This is a genomic window from Janibacter sp. GXQ6167, assembly GCF_041365945.1.
In the GTDB taxonomy this organism is placed as follows: domain Bacteria; phylum Actinomycetota; class Actinomycetes; order Actinomycetales; family Dermatophilaceae; genus JBGFSK01.
In genome coordinates this window covers 283,253-302,439 of sequence record NZ_JBGFSK010000001.1, presented here as the reverse complement: position 1 = coordinate 302,439, position 19,187 = coordinate 283,253, and the positions used below count along the sequence as shown (strand labels likewise).

At 68.1% G+C, this 19,187-nt stretch carries 17 protein-coding genes; 5 read left to right on the top strand and 12 right to left on the bottom strand.

What is annotated here, in order from left to right:
* Positions 1 to 86 precede the first annotated feature (86 nt).
* The 7 genes from AB8K43_RS01415 to pyrE form a co-directional block, all read right to left on the bottom strand.
* A complete protein-coding gene (locus AB8K43_RS01415) occupies positions 87 to 935 on the bottom strand; it encodes a siderophore-interacting protein (protein WP_370890616.1) in 849 nt (282 codons plus the stop codon).
* Positions 932 to 1,816 (bottom strand): ABC transporter ATP-binding protein, encoded by an 885-nt coding sequence (locus tag AB8K43_RS01410; RefSeq protein WP_370890615.1) that lies wholly within the window; start codon positions 1,814 to 1,816, stop codon positions 932 to 934. Before AB8K43_RS01410 ends, AB8K43_RS01415 begins: the two co-directional genes overlap by 4 nt.
* Before the next feature lies 1 nt (position 1,817).
* Positions 1,818 to 2,855: a FecCD family ABC transporter permease gene (locus AB8K43_RS01405; protein WP_370890613.1), complete on the bottom strand. Its 1,038-nt coding sequence runs from the start codon at positions 2,853 to 2,855 to the stop codon at positions 1,818 to 1,820.
* On the bottom strand, positions 2,852 to 3,847 hold the full coding sequence (locus AB8K43_RS01400) for a FecCD family ABC transporter permease (protein WP_370890612.1): 996 nt from the start codon (positions 3,845 to 3,847) through the stop codon (positions 2,852 to 2,854). Before AB8K43_RS01400 ends, AB8K43_RS01405 begins: the two co-directional genes overlap by 4 nt.
* A 74-nt stretch (positions 3,848 to 3,921) precedes the next feature.
* Positions 3,922 to 4,977 (bottom strand): iron-siderophore ABC transporter substrate-binding protein, encoded by a 1,056-nt coding sequence (locus AB8K43_RS01395; RefSeq protein ID WP_370890610.1) that lies wholly within the window; start codon positions 4,975 to 4,977, stop codon positions 3,922 to 3,924.
* A gap of 141 nt (positions 4,978 to 5,118) precedes the next feature.
* On the bottom strand, positions 5,119 to 5,829 hold the full coding sequence (locus AB8K43_RS01390) for a LemA family protein (RefSeq protein WP_370891169.1): 711 nt from the start codon (positions 5,827 to 5,829) through the stop codon (positions 5,119 to 5,121).
* An 88-nt stretch (positions 5,830 to 5,917) separates the two neighbouring features.
* Positions 5,918 to 6,475, bottom strand: coding sequence for an orotate phosphoribosyltransferase (pyrE, locus tag AB8K43_RS01385; protein ID WP_370890608.1), 558 nt, complete (start codon positions 6,473 to 6,475; stop codon positions 5,918 to 5,920).
* Positions 6,476 to 6,617: 142 nt separating this feature from the next.
* Here pyrE and AB8K43_RS01380 point away from each other — a divergent pair, with 142 nt between their 5' ends.
* The gene (locus tag AB8K43_RS01380) at positions 6,618 to 7,049 is read left to right on the top strand and encodes a universal stress protein (protein ID WP_370890606.1); all 432 of its coding nucleotides are present in this window, start codon (positions 6,618 to 6,620) and stop codon (positions 7,047 to 7,049) included.
* Positions 7,049 to 8,497, top strand: a complete 1,449-nt coding sequence (locus AB8K43_RS01375; protein ID WP_370890604.1) for an alanine/glycine:cation symporter family protein — start codon at positions 7,049 to 7,051, stop codon at positions 8,495 to 8,497. The genes AB8K43_RS01380 and AB8K43_RS01375 overlap by 1 nt, the downstream gene beginning before the upstream one ends.
* A 27-nt stretch (positions 8,498 to 8,524) precedes the next feature.
* On the opposite strand, the gene AB8K43_RS01370 is transcribed toward AB8K43_RS01375, so the two are convergent.
* Together AB8K43_RS01370 and AB8K43_RS01365 are read right to left on the bottom strand one after the other, a co-directional pair.
* Positions 8,525 to 9,292 (bottom strand): SDR family NAD(P)-dependent oxidoreductase, encoded by a 768-nt coding sequence (locus AB8K43_RS01370; protein ID WP_370890603.1) that lies wholly within the window; start codon positions 9,290 to 9,292, stop codon positions 8,525 to 8,527.
* Between the two features lie 42 nt (positions 9,293 to 9,334).
* Positions 9,335 to 10,915, bottom strand: a complete 1,581-nt coding sequence (locus AB8K43_RS01365; protein WP_370890601.1) for a phytoene desaturase family protein — start codon at positions 10,913 to 10,915, stop codon at positions 9,335 to 9,337.
* Positions 10,916 to 10,970: 55 nt separating this feature from the next.
* On the opposite strand from AB8K43_RS01365, the gene AB8K43_RS01360 reads away from it, so the two are divergent.
* Both AB8K43_RS01360 and AB8K43_RS01355 read left to right on the top strand, forming a co-directional pair.
* A complete protein-coding gene (locus tag AB8K43_RS01360; protein WP_370890599.1) occupies positions 10,971 to 11,612 on the top strand; it encodes a TetR/AcrR family transcriptional regulator in 642 nt (213 codons plus the stop codon).
* Between the two features lie 10 nt (positions 11,613 to 11,622).
* Entirely contained in the window at positions 11,623 to 12,411 is a 789-nt protein-coding gene (locus AB8K43_RS01355; protein WP_370890597.1) for an exodeoxyribonuclease III, read from the top strand.
* A 10-nt stretch (positions 12,412 to 12,421) separates the two neighbouring features.
* Here AB8K43_RS01355 and AB8K43_RS01350 read toward each other — a convergent pair whose 3' ends face one another.
* From AB8K43_RS01350 to clpB, 3 genes are all read right to left on the bottom strand, one after another.
* On the bottom strand, positions 12,422 to 14,101 hold the full coding sequence (locus tag AB8K43_RS01350) for an MFS transporter (RefSeq protein ID WP_370890595.1): 1,680 nt from the start codon (positions 14,099 to 14,101) through the stop codon (positions 12,422 to 12,424).
* The gene (locus AB8K43_RS01345) at positions 14,082 to 14,777 is read right to left on the bottom strand and encodes an LppX_LprAFG lipoprotein (RefSeq protein ID WP_370890593.1); all 696 of its coding nucleotides are present in this window, start codon (positions 14,775 to 14,777) and stop codon (positions 14,082 to 14,084) included. The genes AB8K43_RS01350 and AB8K43_RS01345 overlap by 20 nt, the downstream gene beginning before the upstream one ends.
* Positions 14,778 to 14,857: 80 nt before the next feature.
* A complete protein-coding gene (clpB, locus tag AB8K43_RS01340) occupies positions 14,858 to 17,413 on the bottom strand; it encodes an ATP-dependent chaperone ClpB (protein ID WP_370891165.1) in 2,556 nt (851 codons plus the stop codon).
* 240 nt (positions 17,414 to 17,653) lie between these two features.
* Between clpB and AB8K43_RS01335 the strand changes: the two genes are divergently transcribed.
* Positions 17,654 to 19,186, top strand: a complete 1,533-nt coding sequence (locus tag AB8K43_RS01335) for a M20/M25/M40 family metallo-hydrolase (protein WP_370890591.1) — start codon at positions 17,654 to 17,656, stop codon at positions 19,184 to 19,186.
* The last annotated feature ends 1 nt before the right edge of the window (position 19,187 follow it).

Sequence of the window (19,187 nt, the reverse complement as noted above, 5' to 3'; positions counted from 1 at the left end):
GCAGCCACCCGATCAGACGGATCAGCCCGCCGAGGGAAATCGGCGGGCTGATCATCGGCGGTTACCTCCCCCGTCGGGGGGAGGGCTCACCCCCGAGCCTGGCCGAGTTTCCAATAACCCGAGAAGAGGACCTGCCGCTTGTCCAGCCCGCGCTCACGCACGAGATGGCGGCGCAGACCCGTGGCCAGCGAGGACTCACCGCAGACCCAGGCGTACCCCAGATCGTCAAGGTCCGCGCTGGTGGCGAGAGCGTCGAGCAACGCAGTCCCCGGCAGCTCGTCCCCACGGAGATGGATCGTGACCTCAGCCGGGATCTCGACACCGTCGAGATACGTCACGTCGGGTACCTCCAGGTGCACCCGAAGGGGGCCCGCCGACCGGACCTCGGGCCCGTCCAAGATGGCGAGGATCGCTGGCACCGCGGTCTCGTCGCCGATCAGCACCTGTGGCTGCCCGACCGAGCCGCCGCGATACAACCCGCCACCAGTTCGGAAACCCGCACGGTCACCGACCTTTGCGCGCATCACCCATGCCAACCCCGGGCCTGGGTGCGCGTGGGTGACGACATCGACGTCGATCTGCTGCTCCACCGGTCGGTGGGCACGGATCGTGTACCAGCGCAGGGTGGGTGGGTCCGCCAGGTCGGCGATGGCCGCTCGGATATTGGTGCGATCACCGTCGGGCATCACGAGCGGTCCCCTCGCCGGCGGCATGATCAGCCCGAAGTACTCGTCCGAGCTCACGAGGCTCAGGTCGGCGAACTCCGCCGCGCTAAAGGTGAGCCGCCGAAGGTGCGCGTTCAGATCAGTGACCCCCGAGACCGTCATCTCAAACTGAGAGTGAGCGGACCGCTCCGGCGGCGCAGCCATCTGGGTACGGGCATAAGTCCGCGCCAGCCTCCGGCTCAGGTGATCGCGCAGGGTGTCCTGGCTCATGGGGTCTCCTCACGATGGACGGGAAGGGGGGTGTGCTGCGCCAACGCGCTTTCGCGTGGGCGTGGGAGGACGACCGGGCTGCCGGTATCGGGGTCGGCGATCACCCGAGCCCGCACCCCGAAGACCGCAGCGACGAATTCTTCGGTGACGACCTCGGCCGGGGGGCCGGCCGCGACGATTTGGCCGTCGCGCAGGGCGACCAGGTGGTCGGCGTAGCGAGCCGCCATCGCAAGATCATGGATCACCATGACGACGGTGACTCCACGGGTGAGGTTCACCTCCCGGACCAGGTCGAGCACATCCATCTGGTGAGCGATGTCCAGAAATGACGTGGGCTCATCGAGGAGCAAGATGTCGGTGCACTGAGCGATCGCCATCGCGATCCACACCCGTTGGCGTTGACCCCCGGACAGCTCGCTCACCGGCCGAGCCGCGAGTTCGGACGTGCCCGTCGCGTCGAGCGCATCAGCCACCATCTGATCGTCCTCGGGGCGGTGGCGCCGCAGGATCGATCGGTGCGGGTGGCGACCGTGCCCGACGAGTTCAGCGACGGTGAGCCCCTCGGGCGCGATTGGGCTCTGCGGCAGCAGACCAATCGTTCTCGCGACCTCGCGGGTCGGTATCCGCGAGATGTCGACCGCCCCGAGCGTCACCTCACCCCTGCTCGGGCGCAGCAGCCGGGCAAAGCCGCGCAGCAGAGTGGATTTCCCACAGCCATTGGCACCCACGATGGCGGTGATCGCGCCGGGGGGCGGCTGGAGGTCGAGCCCATCGATGATGGTGCGATGCGCGTAGCCAAGGCCGAGGTCATGGGCACGAAGGGCAGGGGGCGCGGAGGGACGGGCGAGATCGGGTACCTCTCGCGGGAGTAGTGCGGTCATTTCAGGTGGTCTCCTCACCGATTCGGTTGCGGGCGACCAGCAACCACAGCAGGAAGGGGGCACCGGCGGCACCGGTCACGACCCCCACGGGCAGGTTTGTGCCGGGGATGGCGTAGGCGGCGAGGTAATCGGCGACGACGACGAGACATGCGCCCACCAGAGCGGCCGCCACGATGCTGGGTCGGCCGCCGCGCAGTCGGCGCGCGACGGGACCACTCAGCAGGGCGACGAAGGCGATCGGGCCGCACACCGCGGCGCACGCCGCGACGAGGACCACGACCCCGAGGAGGGCGAGGGCTCGTTCCTGCCGCAGGGGGACCCCGAGGCTCACCGCAAGGTCATCGCCAAGAGCCACGAGGGCGAGATCGCGGTGGACCAGGACGAGAAGAGGAAGCACGATCGCGATCAGGATGGAGAGGCGGCCGATCTCGGCCCAGGTCGCAGCGGTGAGTGATCCCGTGAGCCAGAGCATCGCCTCATGTGCCCGATAGAGATCGGCTCGCAGCAGCACCCAGTGGATGACAGCTGTCAGCATGGCCGCGAGGCCGACGCCCACGATGATCATCGTGTAGGTCCCGTCCCGCCCGCGGCTGAGAGCGACCAGGACTCCGGCCACGGCGAGAGCGCCAGCCAGGGCCGCGACCGTGACCGAGATTCCGGTGGCGTGGAAGAGCACCACGGCGATGACGGCCGCGGCGCTCGCGCCGATGCTCATCCCGAGGACGTCAGGGCTCGCGAGTGGATTGCGCAGGAGGTCTTGAACGAGCGCCCCGGCGCCTCCCAGTGCCGCGCCGACGACGATGCCGAGGACCGCCCGAGGAAGTTTGGATTCCATGACGATGAAACGTGCCCCGGGGATCTGCTCACCTCCGAGGATGCGCACGAAGTCCGGCACCGTCACGGTGTAATCACCGAGGAGCACACGCGCCGACCAGGCGAGCGCGAGAAGTATCACCAGACCGAGGGACACGCGCCGCGCGCGCCGCCTCGTACTCGCGCGGGCGGCCCGGACTCGAGAGAGCGTCTCGCCCGTCGTCATCGGCGCCGCGCCTTCCGCGCGATCACGATCAGCACCGGCGCGCCGATGATTGCTGTCACGATCCCCGCTTGGATCTCCGACGGCGGGGCGATCACTCGACCGAGGGTGTCGGCGAGGATTACGAGGACCGGACCGCCGAAGAGGCACCCGATCATCGCGCGACCGTGGGCCGGCCCGATCAGTAAACGCACGAGGTGCGGGACGGTGAGCCCCACGAACCCGATCGGTCCGGCGAGCGCCGTCGCCACGGCAATCAACAACAGAGCCCCCGCAGCGGCGGCGCCGCGATGCAGCAACACCCGCTGCCCGAGAGCCCGGGCTAGGTCATCACCCAGCGCGATCGCGTCGAGGGTGCGCGCACTCGTCAGGACGAGCACAAGCCCGACGATGAGGAAGGGGGCAAGCGTGGCGAGAGCCTGCGGATCGCGACCACCCACCGATCCGACCTGCCAGAAGCGGAACGTGTCCAAGGTGCCGCGGTCGGTCACCATGATGGCGCCGATCACGCTCGCGCTCATCGCCATCACCGCCGCTCCGGCGAGCGCGGCGGTGACCGGCTGGCGGCTCACCGGCGCTGTGAGGGTGATCGCATGCACGAGGAGGCCAGCGGCGAGGACGCCGACCAGTGCGGCCCATAAGTAGTCGGTCGCCGCGCCGACAAGACCGGCCTGGAGCCCGAGGACGACGATCAGACTCGCCCCACCTTGCAGCCCGAGAATCCCGGGGTCGGCGATCGGGTTTCGGGTCAGCCCCTGCAACGTCAACCCGCCGAGGGCGAGTGCCGCCCCGATCACTATGGCGAAGAGGGTGCGGCCGAGGCGGGCAGCGGTGACCGCCTCGACCTCCCCCACCCCGGCCTCACCGCGCGCAAGTGCTGCTGTGGCCGAGAGCACGTCGGCCGGTGAGACGGCTTGAGCCCCCACGAGGAGCGACCCAGTCGCGGCTGCCGCCGCCAGGAGCGCACCGGTGACCACGATGCTGCCAGTGCTCACACGGGAGGTCGGGGGGACCCGCGCGGGCGAGGCAGCTGACGCCGCGCCCCCGCGGGAGGTAGTGGCGGTAGTCGTCACCGCGCTGGCGTGCCCTGGGCCGCCTGAGCCACCTTCGGAAGGAAGTCCCGAGCGGCGACCGGGATCGACAGTGGCGTCGGGGAGGACATCGTGACCGCGATCGCATTGTCGGCACTGGCGACGTACTGGCCCTTGGTGAGCGCCGGGATCTTGCTCAGCAGACGGTCCTCGGTCAAGGTCTTCGCGCGCACCTTGTCATCGGCGTAAAAGATCAGGACGTCGGCGTCGATCGTGGCGGCCTTCTCCGCCGAGACGGTGAAGGAGAACTGCTTGCCGTCGCTATTGGTGCGCACGATGCCGGCGTCGGTCATCCCGAACTCGCGGAGCATCTGCGGACGAAGGTCCTCGCTCGCGTAAAAGCCGATGCTCGACAGGTCGGTCGGAGTGACCCACCCCCAGGCCACGCTCTTGCCCTTGATCTCGGGGTTCCTCGCGGCGGCCTCCGTGATGACCTTCTCGGTCTGGGCGAGCACCTCCGTGGCCGCGGAGGTGCGCCCGAGGGCCTGACCCACGGTGGAGAGCGACTCCCGCCAGGGAGTGGTCCAGGGTGCCTTGGGGTACGCCACCGTGGGCGCGATCTTGGACAACTTGTCGTACTCGGCCTTGGTCATCCCGGAGTTGGTGCCGAGGATCAGGTCTGGGTTGAGCTGAGCGATCTCATCGACGGCGATTCCGTCGGTCTCATCAAGGCGGACGACCTCCGCGCCTCCGAGCTCCTTGACCTTCGCGTCGAACCAGTCAGTCGATCCGTCGGCGTTGCCGCCCCAGGTGATCTTGGTGGCTGCCACCGGGGTGACCCCGAGCGCGGCGACCGTCTCGTGATCGGTCCATCCGACGGTGACCACCCGTTTGGGCTCGACATCGATCCTCGCCTCACCGAAGGCGTGCTGAACCGTGACCGGGAAGGCTCCTTCGTCGGCCGCAACGCCCGACCCAGCAGGCGCGTCGGTCGCCGTGGCGCCCGGGCCGGTCGAACAGGAGGCGAGAAAGGCAGTCGCGATGAGGGCGACGCTGGCCGCGACCACACGGCGGCGACGAAGGGGGCTGGACATTCGGGCTGGGCCTTTCCTTAGGGTTGCCTTACTTAGGCGACCCTAACTTACGAATGTCCCGCCGCAACGCGAACGGCCCGAGATGACACCAACGTGTCGTCTCGGGCCGCTGGACGTTCGACGAAATGAGGTCGATTCGCCCTAAGAAACCGGTGGAGATCCGGGCGAAGCCGCGCCCGTACCCGGGGAGGACTCGCGATCCGGCGGCGGTCCCTGCGGCGGGATCGCAGCAGTGCCGGGTGCGGGAGCCTCGACCGGTGCGGTAGCTGGGGTAGCACCCGATCCGCCCTGAGGGCCGGCCGAGCCAAAGTCCACCTGCGGCGCCTCGCGCTCGCCCCCTTCGGTCTCGAAGTACTCCTCGCGGTGGATGCCGAACATCCCGGCCACAAAGTTGCTCGGGACGGTCTCGACCTTGGTGTTGAGCTCGCGCACCAGAGCGTTGTAGTAGCGCCGGGCGTTCGCGATCCGGTCTTCGGTCGAGGTGAGCTCGGTCTGCAGGGCGAGGAAATTCTGGTTGGCCTTCAGGTCCGGGTAGGCCTCGACGACCGCGAAGAGCCGGCCGAGAGCCTGAGAGAGGATCCCTTCGCTTTGAGCCTGCTGCGCCGGGGTCTGCCCTCCGGCCATCGCCGCGCCGCGCGCCCGCATGACCTCTTCGAGCGTCCCGCGCTCATGGGAGGCGTAGCCCTTGACCGTCTCCACCAGATTCGGGATGAGGTCGTGGCGACGCTTTAACTCGACGTCGATCTGGCGCCACGCCTCTTGGACCTTGTTGCGCAGCCCGATCAGGCCGTTGTAGATGAAGACCCCTCCCACGATCAGCACAATCAGGAGCCCGAGCAGGATAAACAGCATCGTGATGGCGGCACTCACGGGAGGCCCTCCTCGCAGGTCGTCGTGGCCCCAACTGTAGCCAGGAGCAGGCGAGCGAAGGGGGAACGCGTCAGGTGGTCGAGTCGGCGAGTCCGAGGTCGGCGAGCGAGTAGACGAAGAGGTACGGCACCCCCGCTTCCGCCTCGATCCGCTCCCCCGCGCCGGTCTCCCGATCGGCAATCGTCGCGACCGCCACGACCTCCGCGCCTGCTTCTCGGGCGGCCGCAACCGCGTCAAGGGGCGAGTTCCCAGTGGTCGTCGTGTCCTCCACGACCAGCACCTGGCGCCCAGCGATGGACGGGCCTTCGATCCGCTGCTGGAGGCCATGCGCCTTACCGGCCTTGCGCACGACGAAGGCGTCGAGCCGCTCTCCCGAGGCCGCCGCAGCATGGAGCATCGAGGTCGCAACCGGGTCCGCGCCGAGGGTCAGCCCACCCACCGCTTCGTAGTCCAGGTCCGCGGTGAGTTCGCGCATCACCCGACCGACGAGCGGCGCCGCCTCGCCGTCGAGGGTGATCCGGCGCAGGTCGACGTAGTAGTCGGCCTCCCGCCCGGAGGAGAGCGTGACCCGGCCATGCACGATGGCGCGGTCGGTGACGATCTGGAGCAGGCGGTCGCGGTCGGTCACGCGCCCCATCGTACGGCTGGCCGCGAAACACCCCTTGACGAAGCCCTCTACAGATCACCATCGACCCGGCTAAGGTGACCTCTGTCACACCCTCGTCGTGAACCACTCACCCGACGCGCAGTTGAGCACAAAGGAGTGCCTCATGGAGTCCATCGTGGTTGGAGTCGATAACAGCGAGGTGTCGACCCGGGCAGTGGAGTTCGCTGCGGACCGATCGCTGCGCAATGACTGGAAGGTGGTGCTGGTCCACGTCATCCCGTGGTCGCCGTACTCCTTCCAAACTCCATCGGAAAACGAGCACCGTCACCGGCAGCGCACCAAGGAGATCGAGGCCGCCCAGGACCAGATCATCGCCCCGATGGCGGCGATCCTCGATCAGGCCGGCGTCTCCCACGACGACGTCATCATCCACGGGCGCCCGTCCGAGGCGATGATCGACCTCGCCAAGGAGCGCGGTGCCGTCCACATCATCGTGGGGCGCACGGGTGACTCCGGGCTCCGGGAAGCGGTCTTCGGCAGCGTCGCCAGTCGGCTCGTCCAGCACGCGCCCGTCCCCGTCACGGTGATGCCGTAATGGACCGCCTGGTCGAGGGATTCAACACCCTCTCGGACTGGATCACGACGACGGTCTTCTACGCCGTCCCACTCTTCGGCACCGAGGTGCCCCTCATCGTCCTCTGGCTCGTGATCGCCGGCGGCTTCTTCACCGTGTGGTTCGGCTTCATGCAGTTCCGCGGTCCGAAACTCGCGATCGACCTTGTCCGAGGCAAGTACTCCGACCCCGACGACGCCGGTGAGGTCTCCCACTTCCAGGCGCTTGCCACCGCCGTCTCTGGCACTGTCGGCCTCGGCAATATCGCCGGGGTCGCGATCGCGATCAGCCTCGGCGGGCCGGGCGCGACGTTCTGGATGATCCTCGCCGGCCTGCTCGGCATGGCGACGAAGATGGCGGAGTGCACCCTCGGCGTGAAGTACCGGCGGGTGCGCGAAGACGGGAGCGTCTCGGGCGGCCCGATGTACTACCTGCAGTACGGGCTCGCCGAGCGCGGGATGGCCGGCTTCGGCAAGGTGCTCGCGGTCATCTTCGCGATCTGCATGGTCGGCGGTTCGCTCGGCGGCGGCAACATGTTCCAGTCCAACCAGGCGACGTCGCAGATCATCGGCGTCACCGGCGGCGAGGACAGCATCTTCGCCGGCGCCCCCTGGATCGTTGGACTGATCTTCGCGGCCCTCGCCGGCGCGGTCATCATCGGCGGCATCAAGTCGATCGCCCGGGTGACCGAGAAGGTCGTCCCCTTCATGGCGATCCTCTACGTGCTCGCATGCCTCATCGTGCTCGGCGCCAACCTCGGCTCGATCCCGTCGGCCTTCGGCTCGATCGTGAGCGGCGCCTTCAGCCCCGATGGCGTCGCCGGTGGCCTCATCGGCGTGCTGATCATCGGCTTCCAGCGCGCGGCCTTCTCCAACGAAGCGGGGCTCGGTTCGGCCTCGGTCGCGCACTCTGCGGTCAAGACCAATGAGCCGGCCACCGAGGGCTTCGTCGCGATGCTCGAGCCCTTCATCGACACCGTGGTGATCTGCACGATGACCGCGCTCGCGATCATCATCTCCGGCGCCTGGGACGACCCCGACGCCGAGTCAATCGGCGGGGTCGGCCTCACCTCCCGCGCGTTCGAATCGGTGATGCCGTGGTTCCCCTATGTGCTCGCCGTCGCGGTGGTCCTCTTCGCCTTCTCGACGATGATCAGCTGGTCGTACTACGGGATGAAGGCCCTCGGCTACATGTTCGGCGACTCGGTGCTCGCGGAGTCGATCTACAAGGGCATCTTTTTGATCTTCACCGTCGTCGGGTCGGCGGCCGCCCTCGGGCCGGTCATCAACTTCTCCGACTCGATGATCTTCCTCATGGGCATCCCGAACCTCATCGGGTTGTACCTCCTCGCGACGGTGGTTCGGCGAGAGGTCCTCGGCTACTACGACCGCGTCCAACGCGGCGAGGTCAAGCAGTACTCGCACCACTAGGTGGCCGAAGGGGGGATGCGCTGGCCCTTATCGGGGCCGCTGGCGCCCGACGACGCCCGGGTGCCGGATCACACGTCGCGGCAGATGGCGCAGCAGGGTGACGATCGCTCGGTACTGCAGCCCCGGCACCGAGACCACCTTGCCCGCACCTGCATCGTCGAGGGCGGTCTGGACGGTCATCGTGGGGTCCAGCCACAAGGTGCCCTCGCGGTCACCGACATCGATGGCGGCGCGCTCGTGGAACTCGGTGCGCACAAAGCCCGGCGCCAGCACGCTTACCCCCACGCCGGTCCCATCGAGTTGCCCGGAGAGGGACTCGGAGAAGACGACGACCCAGGACTTCGCCGCCGAGTAGGTCCCGCTCGCGAGGTACGCAGCGACCGAGGCAACGTTGATGATCTGGCCCCGGCCGCGCGACACCATCGCCTGCGCCGCCGCGTGGCTAAGGACAAGGACCGCCCGGACGAGGACATCCAGCAACGCCTCTTCGTCATCGATATCGGTCTCGAGGAAGGACCCGGGAAGGCCATACCCGGCGTTGTTGACGAGCAGGTCGATGGGGCGTTCGCGATCGCTGACCCGCTGGGCCACTCGTTCGGTCGCGGTGCGATCGGAGAGATCGGCGGCGAGCACCTCGACCGCGACCTGGTACCTCGCGGTGATCTCGTCACGGACTTCCGCGAGCCGCGACTCATCGCGCGCCACGATCACCAGATCGTGACCTCGCGCCGCGAGTTGTTCGGCGAACTCACGACCGATTCCAGCGGTCGCCCCCGTGATTAATGCCGTCGTCATCCCCCCACGGTGCCACATCCTGAGGTGACCTCGGTCACCTCGTCACGAGCCGCGTCGTCCCGCGGCCCGCATGATCCGCCCGACCGCACGCATCCCGCGCGCCGCGCCGACGGCAAAGACTCCACCCATGAGAGAGCCGACGATGCCCGGTGAACACACATCGGCTCCAGCGAGGACGAGCCCGGGAACTGGAGATCGCGCCGAGACCAGGCGTCGCTCGAAGCGCTCGGGCGTCGCGGCGATCCCGTAGATCCCGCCCTCGCGATGCCCGGTGAAGGTCTCGACGGTGACCGGTGTGGACACCTCGACGTGGTCGATCAGGGCCCGCAGGCCGGGGTGATGCCGCTCGATCAGCTCGATCAGCCCGTGCGCGATTCGCTCCTTCAACGCCTCGTAGTCTGCGCCCCGGCGCATCCACTCCGTGCCCTGCCAGGGGGCGAAGGCGGCTGCCGGTCCGAAGGTGATGATCTCGGCCGTATGCGCGCCCGCTGAGCGGTCCTTGACCGATGGCACGGAGAGATAGGCACTGCTGGGCCGACCGTCGAGCACTCCACCACCATCGATGGCACTGGCGTCGTGGTCGTACCCGGCGAAGTGCCAGTGGTTCGCACCCGTGAGGCCGATGCGCTCGGGGGATTCGCGCAGCCCGAGGTAGAGGGTGATCGCCGAGGTCGACGCGCCGGTTGCGGTAATCGCCGCGAGCAGGTGATCGGCATGCCCCCGAGGGAGGAGGCGGGCATAGGTGGTGTGGGCCCCAGCGTCGCTGATCACGAGGGGTGCGCGGAAGATGGCCTCCGAGCCGCCGCGACCCTTGCGGACGTGCACGCGAACCCCAACCGCCCGGCCCTGCTCGATCAGGATCTCGTGCACCTCGTGATTGACCCGGCAGGACCCACCCGCCCGCTCAATCACCGCGCGGGCCGCCTCGGCAATCGCCTCCGATCCACCCCGCGGGTACCAGCCGCCCTTCGCATAGTGGTCGACGATGAGCGCGTGGATCCCGAACGCGCTGCGCCCGGGCGGTAGTCCGTAGTCGCCCCATTGCGACGCCAGCAGCGCCTGGAGCTTGGGGTCGAGCACGCGGCGGCCGATCTGCTCCGCGGTCGTCCGAGTGGCGAGGCGGCGCGCCGACCTGGTGGCGAGGGCGTAGGGACGGCGAAGGGGGCTCGGCATCACCCAGGAGAAGGTCTCACGGCCCACCCAGGCCGCCGCCTTCTTCACGTCGGCGAAATAGGCGTCGATGCCCTCTTCCTCGTCGGGGAAGGCCGCGATCAACCGATCGCGATAGATCTGTCGATCGGCGTTCGCCGCCAGGGTGATGTCGGGGTAATGGAAGACGTCGAAGTCATCCGGCATCGGGTCCCAGTCGACGGCGCCGCCGGTGACGAGATCCATCATTCCGCGCGCCGAGGAACCCCGGCCCATCTGCCCGACATAGTGCAGCCCGACATCCCAGTGGTAGCGCCCGCGCCGGAACTCGTGAGTGAACCCGCCGAGCCGGAAATGCCGCTCGAGGACCAGCACCCGGGCGCCCTCAAAGCGGGCCAGTAGGCTCGCTGCGGCGAGGCCACCTATGCCCGATCCGATGACAATCGCGTCGAAATCGTGGTCGCGGTCCGCCATAACTAGACAATGGCAAGATGATCTAGACGGTGTCAAGAAGCAAGGAGGTGACGAGATGGCGACCGCTGCGTATCACCACGGTGACCTGCGCAATGCGTTGCTCGACGCCGCCGTCGACCTGCTCGCCGCGGACGGACCGGACGCCCTCTCCCTGCGAGCCGTGGCACGCGCAGCGGGCGTTAGCCATGCCGCGCCGTATCACCACTTCGCCGACAAGGCCGAGATGATCGAGGCGCTCACGATCCGCGGCTTCGAGGTCCTCGCTGCGCACATGCGCGAGGCCGCGACCAGTGGCGGCGAACCCCTGGACCGGTTCCGGGCGAGCGGCCTTGCCTATGCGCGTTTCGCCTTCGATCACGTCGCCCTCTTCCGGTTGATGAACCGTTCGGAGCTGCGCCGTGGTGCCTCGGTGGCGGCCGCGGCCGAGGCGGGCTACCAGGTCGTCGAGGATGCGGTGCGCGCTTCCCAGGCTGCTGGCCAGATGGGTTCGGGGGACCCCGGCGCGTACGCGCGGGCCTCCTGGGCGATGGTCCATGGAGCGGTCATGCTGTGCCTCGACGGTCTGGTCGAGGAGTCGGCCGCACGCGCACCACAGGCCTTCCTCGACGAGGTGACCCTGATCCTCGGGTCCGGCCTCATCCCCCGCGATGGCGGGCCAGATGCCCCCTTCACCCCGGGGCCCTGCGAACCCGCTTAGGGTAGGCGGCGTGCGTATCGCGACCTGGAATGTGAACTCGATCCGTGCCCGCGTCGATCGGGTGATCGCCTGGCTGGAGCGCTCTGATGTCGACGTCCTCGCGATCCAAGAGACCAAGGCCAAGGACGCGCAGTTCCCCTACGAACGCTTCCGCGAGATCGGGTACGAAGTCGTCCATCACGGCCTCAACCAGTGGAACGGCGTCGCGATCGCCTCCCGGGTCGGGATCTCGGATGTGCAGATCGGCTTCGATCAGATGCCGGGCTGGGGCGAGCCGCTCGCACCCGAAGCCCGCGCGATCGGCGCCACGTGCGCAGGCGTGCGGGTCTGGTCGCTCTACGTCCCCAACGGGCGCACCCTCGACGATCCGCACCTGCCGTACAAACTCCAGTGGCTTCAGGTGCTGCGCCAGCAGGCGATCGCCTGGGTCGCGGCGCACCCCGATACTCCCCTGGCCCTCACCGGCGACTGGAATATCGCGCCGCAGGACGATGACGTCTGGGACATGGAGGTCTTCGAAGGGAGCACGCACGTCTCCCCTCCGGAGCGGGCTGCCTTCGCCGCCTTCCTCGACGCGGGCTTCGTCGACGTCGTGCGGCCTCATACGCCGGGACCGGGCGTCTACACCTATTGGGACTATCAGCGCCTGCGCTTCCCTAAGCGCCAGGGGATGCGGATCGACTTCGTCCTCGGCTCACCTGCCTTCGCCGCGCGAGTCTCCAGTGCCGCGATCGACCGCGAGGAGCGCAAGGGCAAGGGCGCGAGCGATCACGCCCCGGTGATCGTCGACCTCGACTAGCCCCCTTCGTCTAGGCGTCGTGGGCCACCGCGTCGGACCGCCGCCGGACGCCGAGCAGCGCGAAGGCGATGAGCGCCCCGACGACGGCAGCTCCAGCCGCTCCGAGAAATACCGTGTGGACTTGCAGCAGGGCCGCGTCGAGGAGGGCCTGGCCGTCGGTGCGCAGCTCGGGAGGAAGGGCGTCGACGGCCTGGTAGTAGCGGTGCAGGCCGATGCCGGTCAGCAGCGCGAGCCCCACGACCATCCCGATCATCCGGGCAACCACGACGAGCGACGATGCGGTGCCGTGCGCCGTCTGGGGCGAATCCGCGAGGGCCGCGTTGTTGACCGGCGCGAGCGCGAGGCCAACCCCGAAGCCGACGAGGACCAAGATGACCGTCGAGGTGGCCTCTTCGAGCGAACCCTCGCCCCAGCGAGACATCAGGACTAGGCCAGCAGCCGTGAGCGCGAGGCCGGACCCCGCGACCGCGCCGTCACCAAGGCGGCGTAGGAGCCACCCGCCGACGAGCGCGCCGACCGGGACGGCGACGAGGAAGCGGACCAGCACCATGGCGGCGGCAATCTGCGTCCCGTCCTCGAGCGTCAGCCGCGCCATCAGCGGGACGTCGACGATAACCGCGACGAGCGCGACCCCGACGAGCAAGCTCACGATGAGCGCCCACGGGGTTCGGCCCCGGACGGTGCCGCGCGGGACGAGCGGCTCCTCCGCCACGCGATGCCGCCACAGGTAGAGCGCGGCGAGGACCGCCCCGACGGGCAGGAGCGCGTACCCGAGCGGGCCGACGACCTCGGTCTCGGGGTCGCTGGCGGCGAAGGTGAGCACCAGGCATCCGAGCGCCCCACCGAGCAGGAGTGCACCGGGCAGATCGGCGTGCCGAAGGGGGGTCCACCAAGTCGACCAGCTGAGCACCAGCGCCAGCAGGCTCACCACGATCGCGGCGACGCCGATCGGCGTCATCAACCGAGCCGTGTGATCTCCGAAGGGGACAAAGGGCAGGCCGAGCGTCACATCGGTCGCGAGCGCGCGCGGCGCCGCGAGCGCCAGCCACCAGAGGGCAATCGCGAGGACCGCGAAGATCACCGGGATGGGCCGGGGTTTCACCGTCCCAACGTCATGCCGCGAAATCGCCCAGAGCGCGACCGCGAGGATCACGCCGAGGGCGACATTGGCCCAAAAGATCGCCCGCCAGTCGGCGATCGCGAGGATCATCGCACCGATCACCGGCCCGAGGACCGAGCCGAGTTCCTGGACCGCACCGACGACGCCGAGCGGCAGCCCCCTTCGATCGGCTGGCCACAGGTCGGCGACGAGGGCGAGGGTTGCGGGGACCAAGCCACCGCCTCCGACGCCTTGCACAACGCGGCCCGCGACGAGGGTGTTGAGGTCGGTGGCGAGCGCGGTGACACCCGAACCGATGATGAAGATCGTCATGCAGATCAGCAGGACCCGGCTGCGATTGACGAGGTCGGCGAGCCGCCCGATGAGCGGCAGGACGGCGATGTAGCCGAGGAGGAAGCCCGAAATGATCGGGGTCGCCTTTTGCAGGTTGTCTAGGCCAAGGCCGACGCCGGCCATCATGTCGGTGAGGGCCAGGACGACCACATAAGTGTCCGCGGCGGCGAGCGCGACGGCGGCTCCAGCGGCAGTGAGGAGCAGCCGTGGGTGAGCCCTAGGGAGCCTGGATGTCAACGGTCTTGCCGTAGCCGCTCAGGTTCAGGGTGAAGGTGGTGCTCTCGCCGGGGTAGAACTCGCCGGTGATCACGACACTGCGCAACTCTTCGGACTCCACGTCGACGCCGTAGGTGACATCGAAGGTCTCTGCGTCGTCGCCGAGCATCAGCAGCTTTTGGATGGGAGCGGCCGGCAGGGTTCCGGTGTAGCGCTGCAGGACGGCCTGGCCGTTGCGCTCCTGCTCACCAGCCTTGACGTTCGTGGTCGCCGGGAGCAGCGTCGCGACGCCACTGCTCGGCCGGAAGAGCTCGGCCGGATTCGGGGCGCTCAGCTCCTTCTCGATGTCGATCTCGGTGTAGTCCTTGGTGAAGAAGGTGATCCAGGTCTTGTCATCGATCGCGATCAGGTCGACCCCGGCCGGGTTGCCCTTGATGACGCCCGTGACCTGGCCCTTGAACTTCGGCTCCTTCTCGTCGATGATCCCGGTCCCGTTCGCGCGGGAGACGCCGTTGACCCCCTTCGGCAAGTCCGCTCGCAGATCGATCGTGACGGCCTTGGCGGTTTCCAGCTTTTGTTGGGCGGTTTTCATCGCCTCGGCGGGCGGTTTGGCCTCGGTCCCGCCGGAGCACGCCGCTGTGACCGCGATGGTGAAGGGAATCAAGACGGCTGAAGCCAGCAGGGCGCGTCGTCGCATGGCGCTCACGCTACCGGCCAGGGTCGGGCGAGGACGCGCGAAAGGGGGTGAGCCGCGGCTCACCCCCTTTCACCCTCCGGTCAGACCAAGGTGAGGTGCGTCGGGTCCTTCGGATCGATGTCGACGACCACCTCATCGCCGTCGCGCACCGCGCCGGCAAGCAGCGCGCTCGCGAGGCGGTCACCGACCTCCTTCTGCACGAGGCGGCGCAGGGGTCGTGCTCCGTAGGCCGGGTCATAACCCTGCTCGGCGAGCCACTCGGCGGCGGGGTCGGTCACCGTGAGGGTGATCCGGCGGTCCGCCAGGCGGGTCGCGAGGGCCCGGACCTGGAGCTCGACGATGTGCGCCAACTCGTCCTGGCTGAGCGGGTCGAAGATGACGATCTCATCGAGCCGGTTCAAGAACTCCGGCTTGAACGAGGAGCGCACCGTCGCCATCACGGCCTCGCGCTTGGCATCCAGGTCGAGATCCGGGTCGATCAAGAACTGGCTGCCGAGGTTGGAGGTGAGCACGAGGATCACATTGCGGAAGTCCACGGTGCGTCCCTGACCATCGGTCAAGCGACCATCGTCGAGGACCTGGAGCAGGATGTCGAAGACCTCTGGGTTCGCCTTTTCGACCTCATCGAGGAGCACCACCGAGTAGGGGCGGCGCCGCACGGCCTCGGTGAGTTGTCCGCCCTCTTCGTAGCCGACGTAGCCGGGAGGCGCACCGATCAGGCGCGCGACCGAGTGCCGCTCCTGGTACTCGCTCATGTCGATCCGCACCATGGCGCGCTCGTCGTCGAAGAGGAAGTCCGCGAGGGACTTCGCCAGCTCGGTCTTGCCCACACCGGTCGGACCGAGGAAGAGGAAGGAGCCGGTCGGGCGGTCCGGGTCAGCGATGCCGGCCCGGCTGCGGCGCACTGCGTCGCTGACGGCAGTAACCGCGGCGGCCTGACCGATCAGGCGCGACCCGATGATCGCCTCCATGTTGAGCAGCTTCTCGGTTTCGCCCTGCAGGAGACGGCCTGCGGGGATTCCGGTCCAGGCCGAGATGACCTCGGCGATGTCGTCGGCCCCGACGCGCTCCTTGACCATGAGCTCGGCGGCGCGTGCGCTCTCGGCGGCCTCGGCCTCTTCGACCTGCTGGGTGAGGGCCGGGATCTGCCCGTAGAGCAGCCGCGAGGCCCCTTCGTAGTCGCCCTCGCGCTGCATCCGCTCGGCCTGGGTCCGCAGGTCATCGAGCTCGGCCTTGAGGTCACCGACCCGGTTGAGGCCCGCCTTCTCGGACTCCCACCGCGCGTTGAGCATCGAGAGTTCCTCGGTCTTCTCCGCGAGGTCTTCGCGCAGGCGCTCGAGGCGCTCCTTGGAGGCGTCGTCGGACTCCTGCGCGAGGTGCATCTCCTCCATCTTCAGCCGGTCCACCGACCGCTGGAGCTCGTCGATCTCGATGGGCGAGGAGTCGATCTCCATGCGCAGGCGAGATGCGGCCTCGTCGACGAGGTCGATCGCCTTGTCCGGCAGTTGGCGTCCCGTGATGAAGCGATCCGACAGGCTCGCGGCGGCCACGAGGGCGGAGTCCTCGATGGCGACCTTGTGGTGCGCCTCGTAGCGCTCCTTCAGGCCACGCAAGATCGCGATCGTGTCCTCGACGCTCGGCTCGCCGACATAGACCTGCTGGAAGCGGCGCTCCAGGGCGGGGTCCTTCTCGATGTGTTGGCGGTACTCATCGAGCGTGGTGGCGCCGACGAGGCGGAGTTCGCCACGCGCGAGGAGGGGCTTCAGCATGTTGCCCGCATCCATCGCGCCTTCACCGGAGGCGCCGGCACCGACGACGGTGTGGAGCTCATCGATGAAGGTGATGATCTGGCCGTCGCTCGCCTGGATCTCCTCGAGGACCGCCTTGAGGCGCTCTTCGAACTCGCCGCGGTACTTCGCGCCCGCGACCATCGCCCCGAGGTCGAGGCTGATCAGGCGCTTATCGCGCAGGGACTCTGGGACATCGCCATCGACGATGCGCTGAGCGAGCCCCTCGACGACAGCGGTCTTCCCGACGCCGGGCTCACCGATCAGGACGGGGTTGTTCTTGGTGCGCCGCGAGAGGACCTGGATCACTCGGCGGATCTCGCTGTCGCGGCCGATGACCGGGTCAAGCTTGCCGTCTCGGGCGGCCTGGGTGAGGTCGGTGCCGTACTTCTCCAGCGCTTCGCCCCCTTCGGCCGGGGTCTCCGAGGTGACCTTGCGGCCGGCCCGGAGTTCATCGATCTTCGCCTCCATCGCTGCGGCGTTGCCCGCGATGACCCCCCGCTCGACGAGCGCGAGGAGGAGGATGTCGACCGCGAGGTGCGTGTCCCCCTTCGCCTTCATCAAGGTGTCGGCCTGCTGCAGGACCGCGAGCGCGTCACGGCTGAAGGTCGGGTCTTGGGCCGAGCCGCTGATGCTCGGCAGGGCGGCGATCGTGCGCTCGGCGGCGTCGCCAGCGGCGGCGACCGTGGTGCCGGCAGCTTCTAAGAGCGCGGTGGTCGTCGCGTCGGCGAGCAGGGTCGTGGCCCGCGCGATGTGCGCTGCGGTGATCTCGGCATGACCCCCCGTCTGGGCGGCACGCTGCGCGATAGCCAAAATTTCGGCGACCTTGGTGGTCGGCTTGAGCTCCACTTGATTCATCTCCTTTTGAGGCAGGGGGAGTCACGTCTTCACCTGGGATAACGCCCGCAAAGTTGAGTTTGTTCCACTCAACTTTGAAAGAAGGGTTGGCGGCCCCTCCCCGGCGCCTCTCGCCACCTCCAGGGTGGCGCAGGAGGGTTCCGCCCGTCCACCGTCGTCGGTAAGGTGCACCTCACGTGACCGGGATCACAGCCGGTTGCTACCCCTGCACAAGCACCCACGAGGAGCGACATGAAAACCCACCGCAAGGCCGGTACGGCCGCGCTTGCTGGCCTCGCCTTGGCCGCCACTGCCGCGGTCAGCGCACCGGCCCAGGCCGACAAGCCGCCCCACCCCAATGTGAACACCGCCGACCAGATGGCGCGCTCCATCCAGGTCGAAAACGTGATGAAGCACCTCCAAGAGTTCGAGCGGATCGCCAAGGACCACGACGGCAACCGCGCCGCGGGCACGTCGGGATATGAGGCCACCGCCCAGTACGTCGAAAAGGAGCTGCGCAAGGCTGGCTTCGCCCCGAAGCGTCAGTACTTCGACTTCTTCTTCGAAAGCGTCAACGCCACGTCGCTCAATGAGACCTCTCCCGAGCAGCGAGCATGGCCGAACAACCCGATGTCGTATGCCCCGAGTACCGGTGCTTCCGGTGTGACCGGCGAGCTCGCCGCCCCCCAGGTCGCGACCGGTTGTGCGATCAGCGATTACGCAGGCGCCGACCTCACCGGCAAGATCGCTCTGGTGAGCCGCGGCACGTGCTCGTTTGCGCAGAAGTCCCAGGTCGCCGGTCAGGCGGGCGCCGACGCCGCGATCATCTACAACAACGCTCCGGGCGCCTTGAACGGCACCCTCGGCGGCGTGAGCGATGCCAACATCCCGACCACCGGCATGACCCAGGCAGACGGTCAGGCTCTCCTCGCGAAGATGGCGCAGGGTCCGGTCACCATGACCTTCATCCTCGACAAGACGATGGAGATGCGTCAGACCTTCAACATCATCGCGGACTCCAGCCGCGGTCGCGCCGACAACGTCGTGATGGTCGGCGCCCACCTCGACAGCGTCGGGAGCGGGCCGGGCATCAATGACAACGGCTCTGGTAGCGCCGGGATCCTCGAGACCGCCATCAAGCTCAACAAGTCCAAGAAGTACAACAACAAGGTGCGTTTCGCCTGGTGGGGCGCCGAGGAGCTCGGCCTGATCGGGTCGACCCACTACGTCAACGACCTCGTCGAGAACAACCCGGCGGAGTTGAAGAAGATCGCGACCTACCTCAACTTCGACATGATCGGCTCGCCGAACCACATCATCGGCGTGTACGACGCGGACCAGTCCACCCACCAGGCGCCGGTCCCGGTGCCCCCGGGTTCGGCCGAGACCGAGCAGGTCTTCACCGACTACTTCGACAAGATCGATCAGCCGTGGGTCGACACCGAGTTCTCGGGTCGTTCTGACTACCAAGCCTTCATCCTTAACGGTGTCCCGGCCTCTGGCCTCTTCACCGGCGCGGATGGTCGCAAGACCGCCGAAGAGGTGCGTCTCTTCGGTGGGACCGAGGGTGAGCTCTACGACCCGAACTACCACACCCCGGCCGACGACCTCACCAACATCAACGTCGATGCCTTGCGGATCATGAGCAAGGCCGTCGGGTACGCGACCATGTCGCTCGCCATCGACACGAGCGCGGTCAACGGCAAGACCAACCCGCGTCCGGGTAACGGCCCCAAGCCGAAGAAGGTCAAGCCGCAGATCCCGCACCACCTGAAGGCGTCCTAGC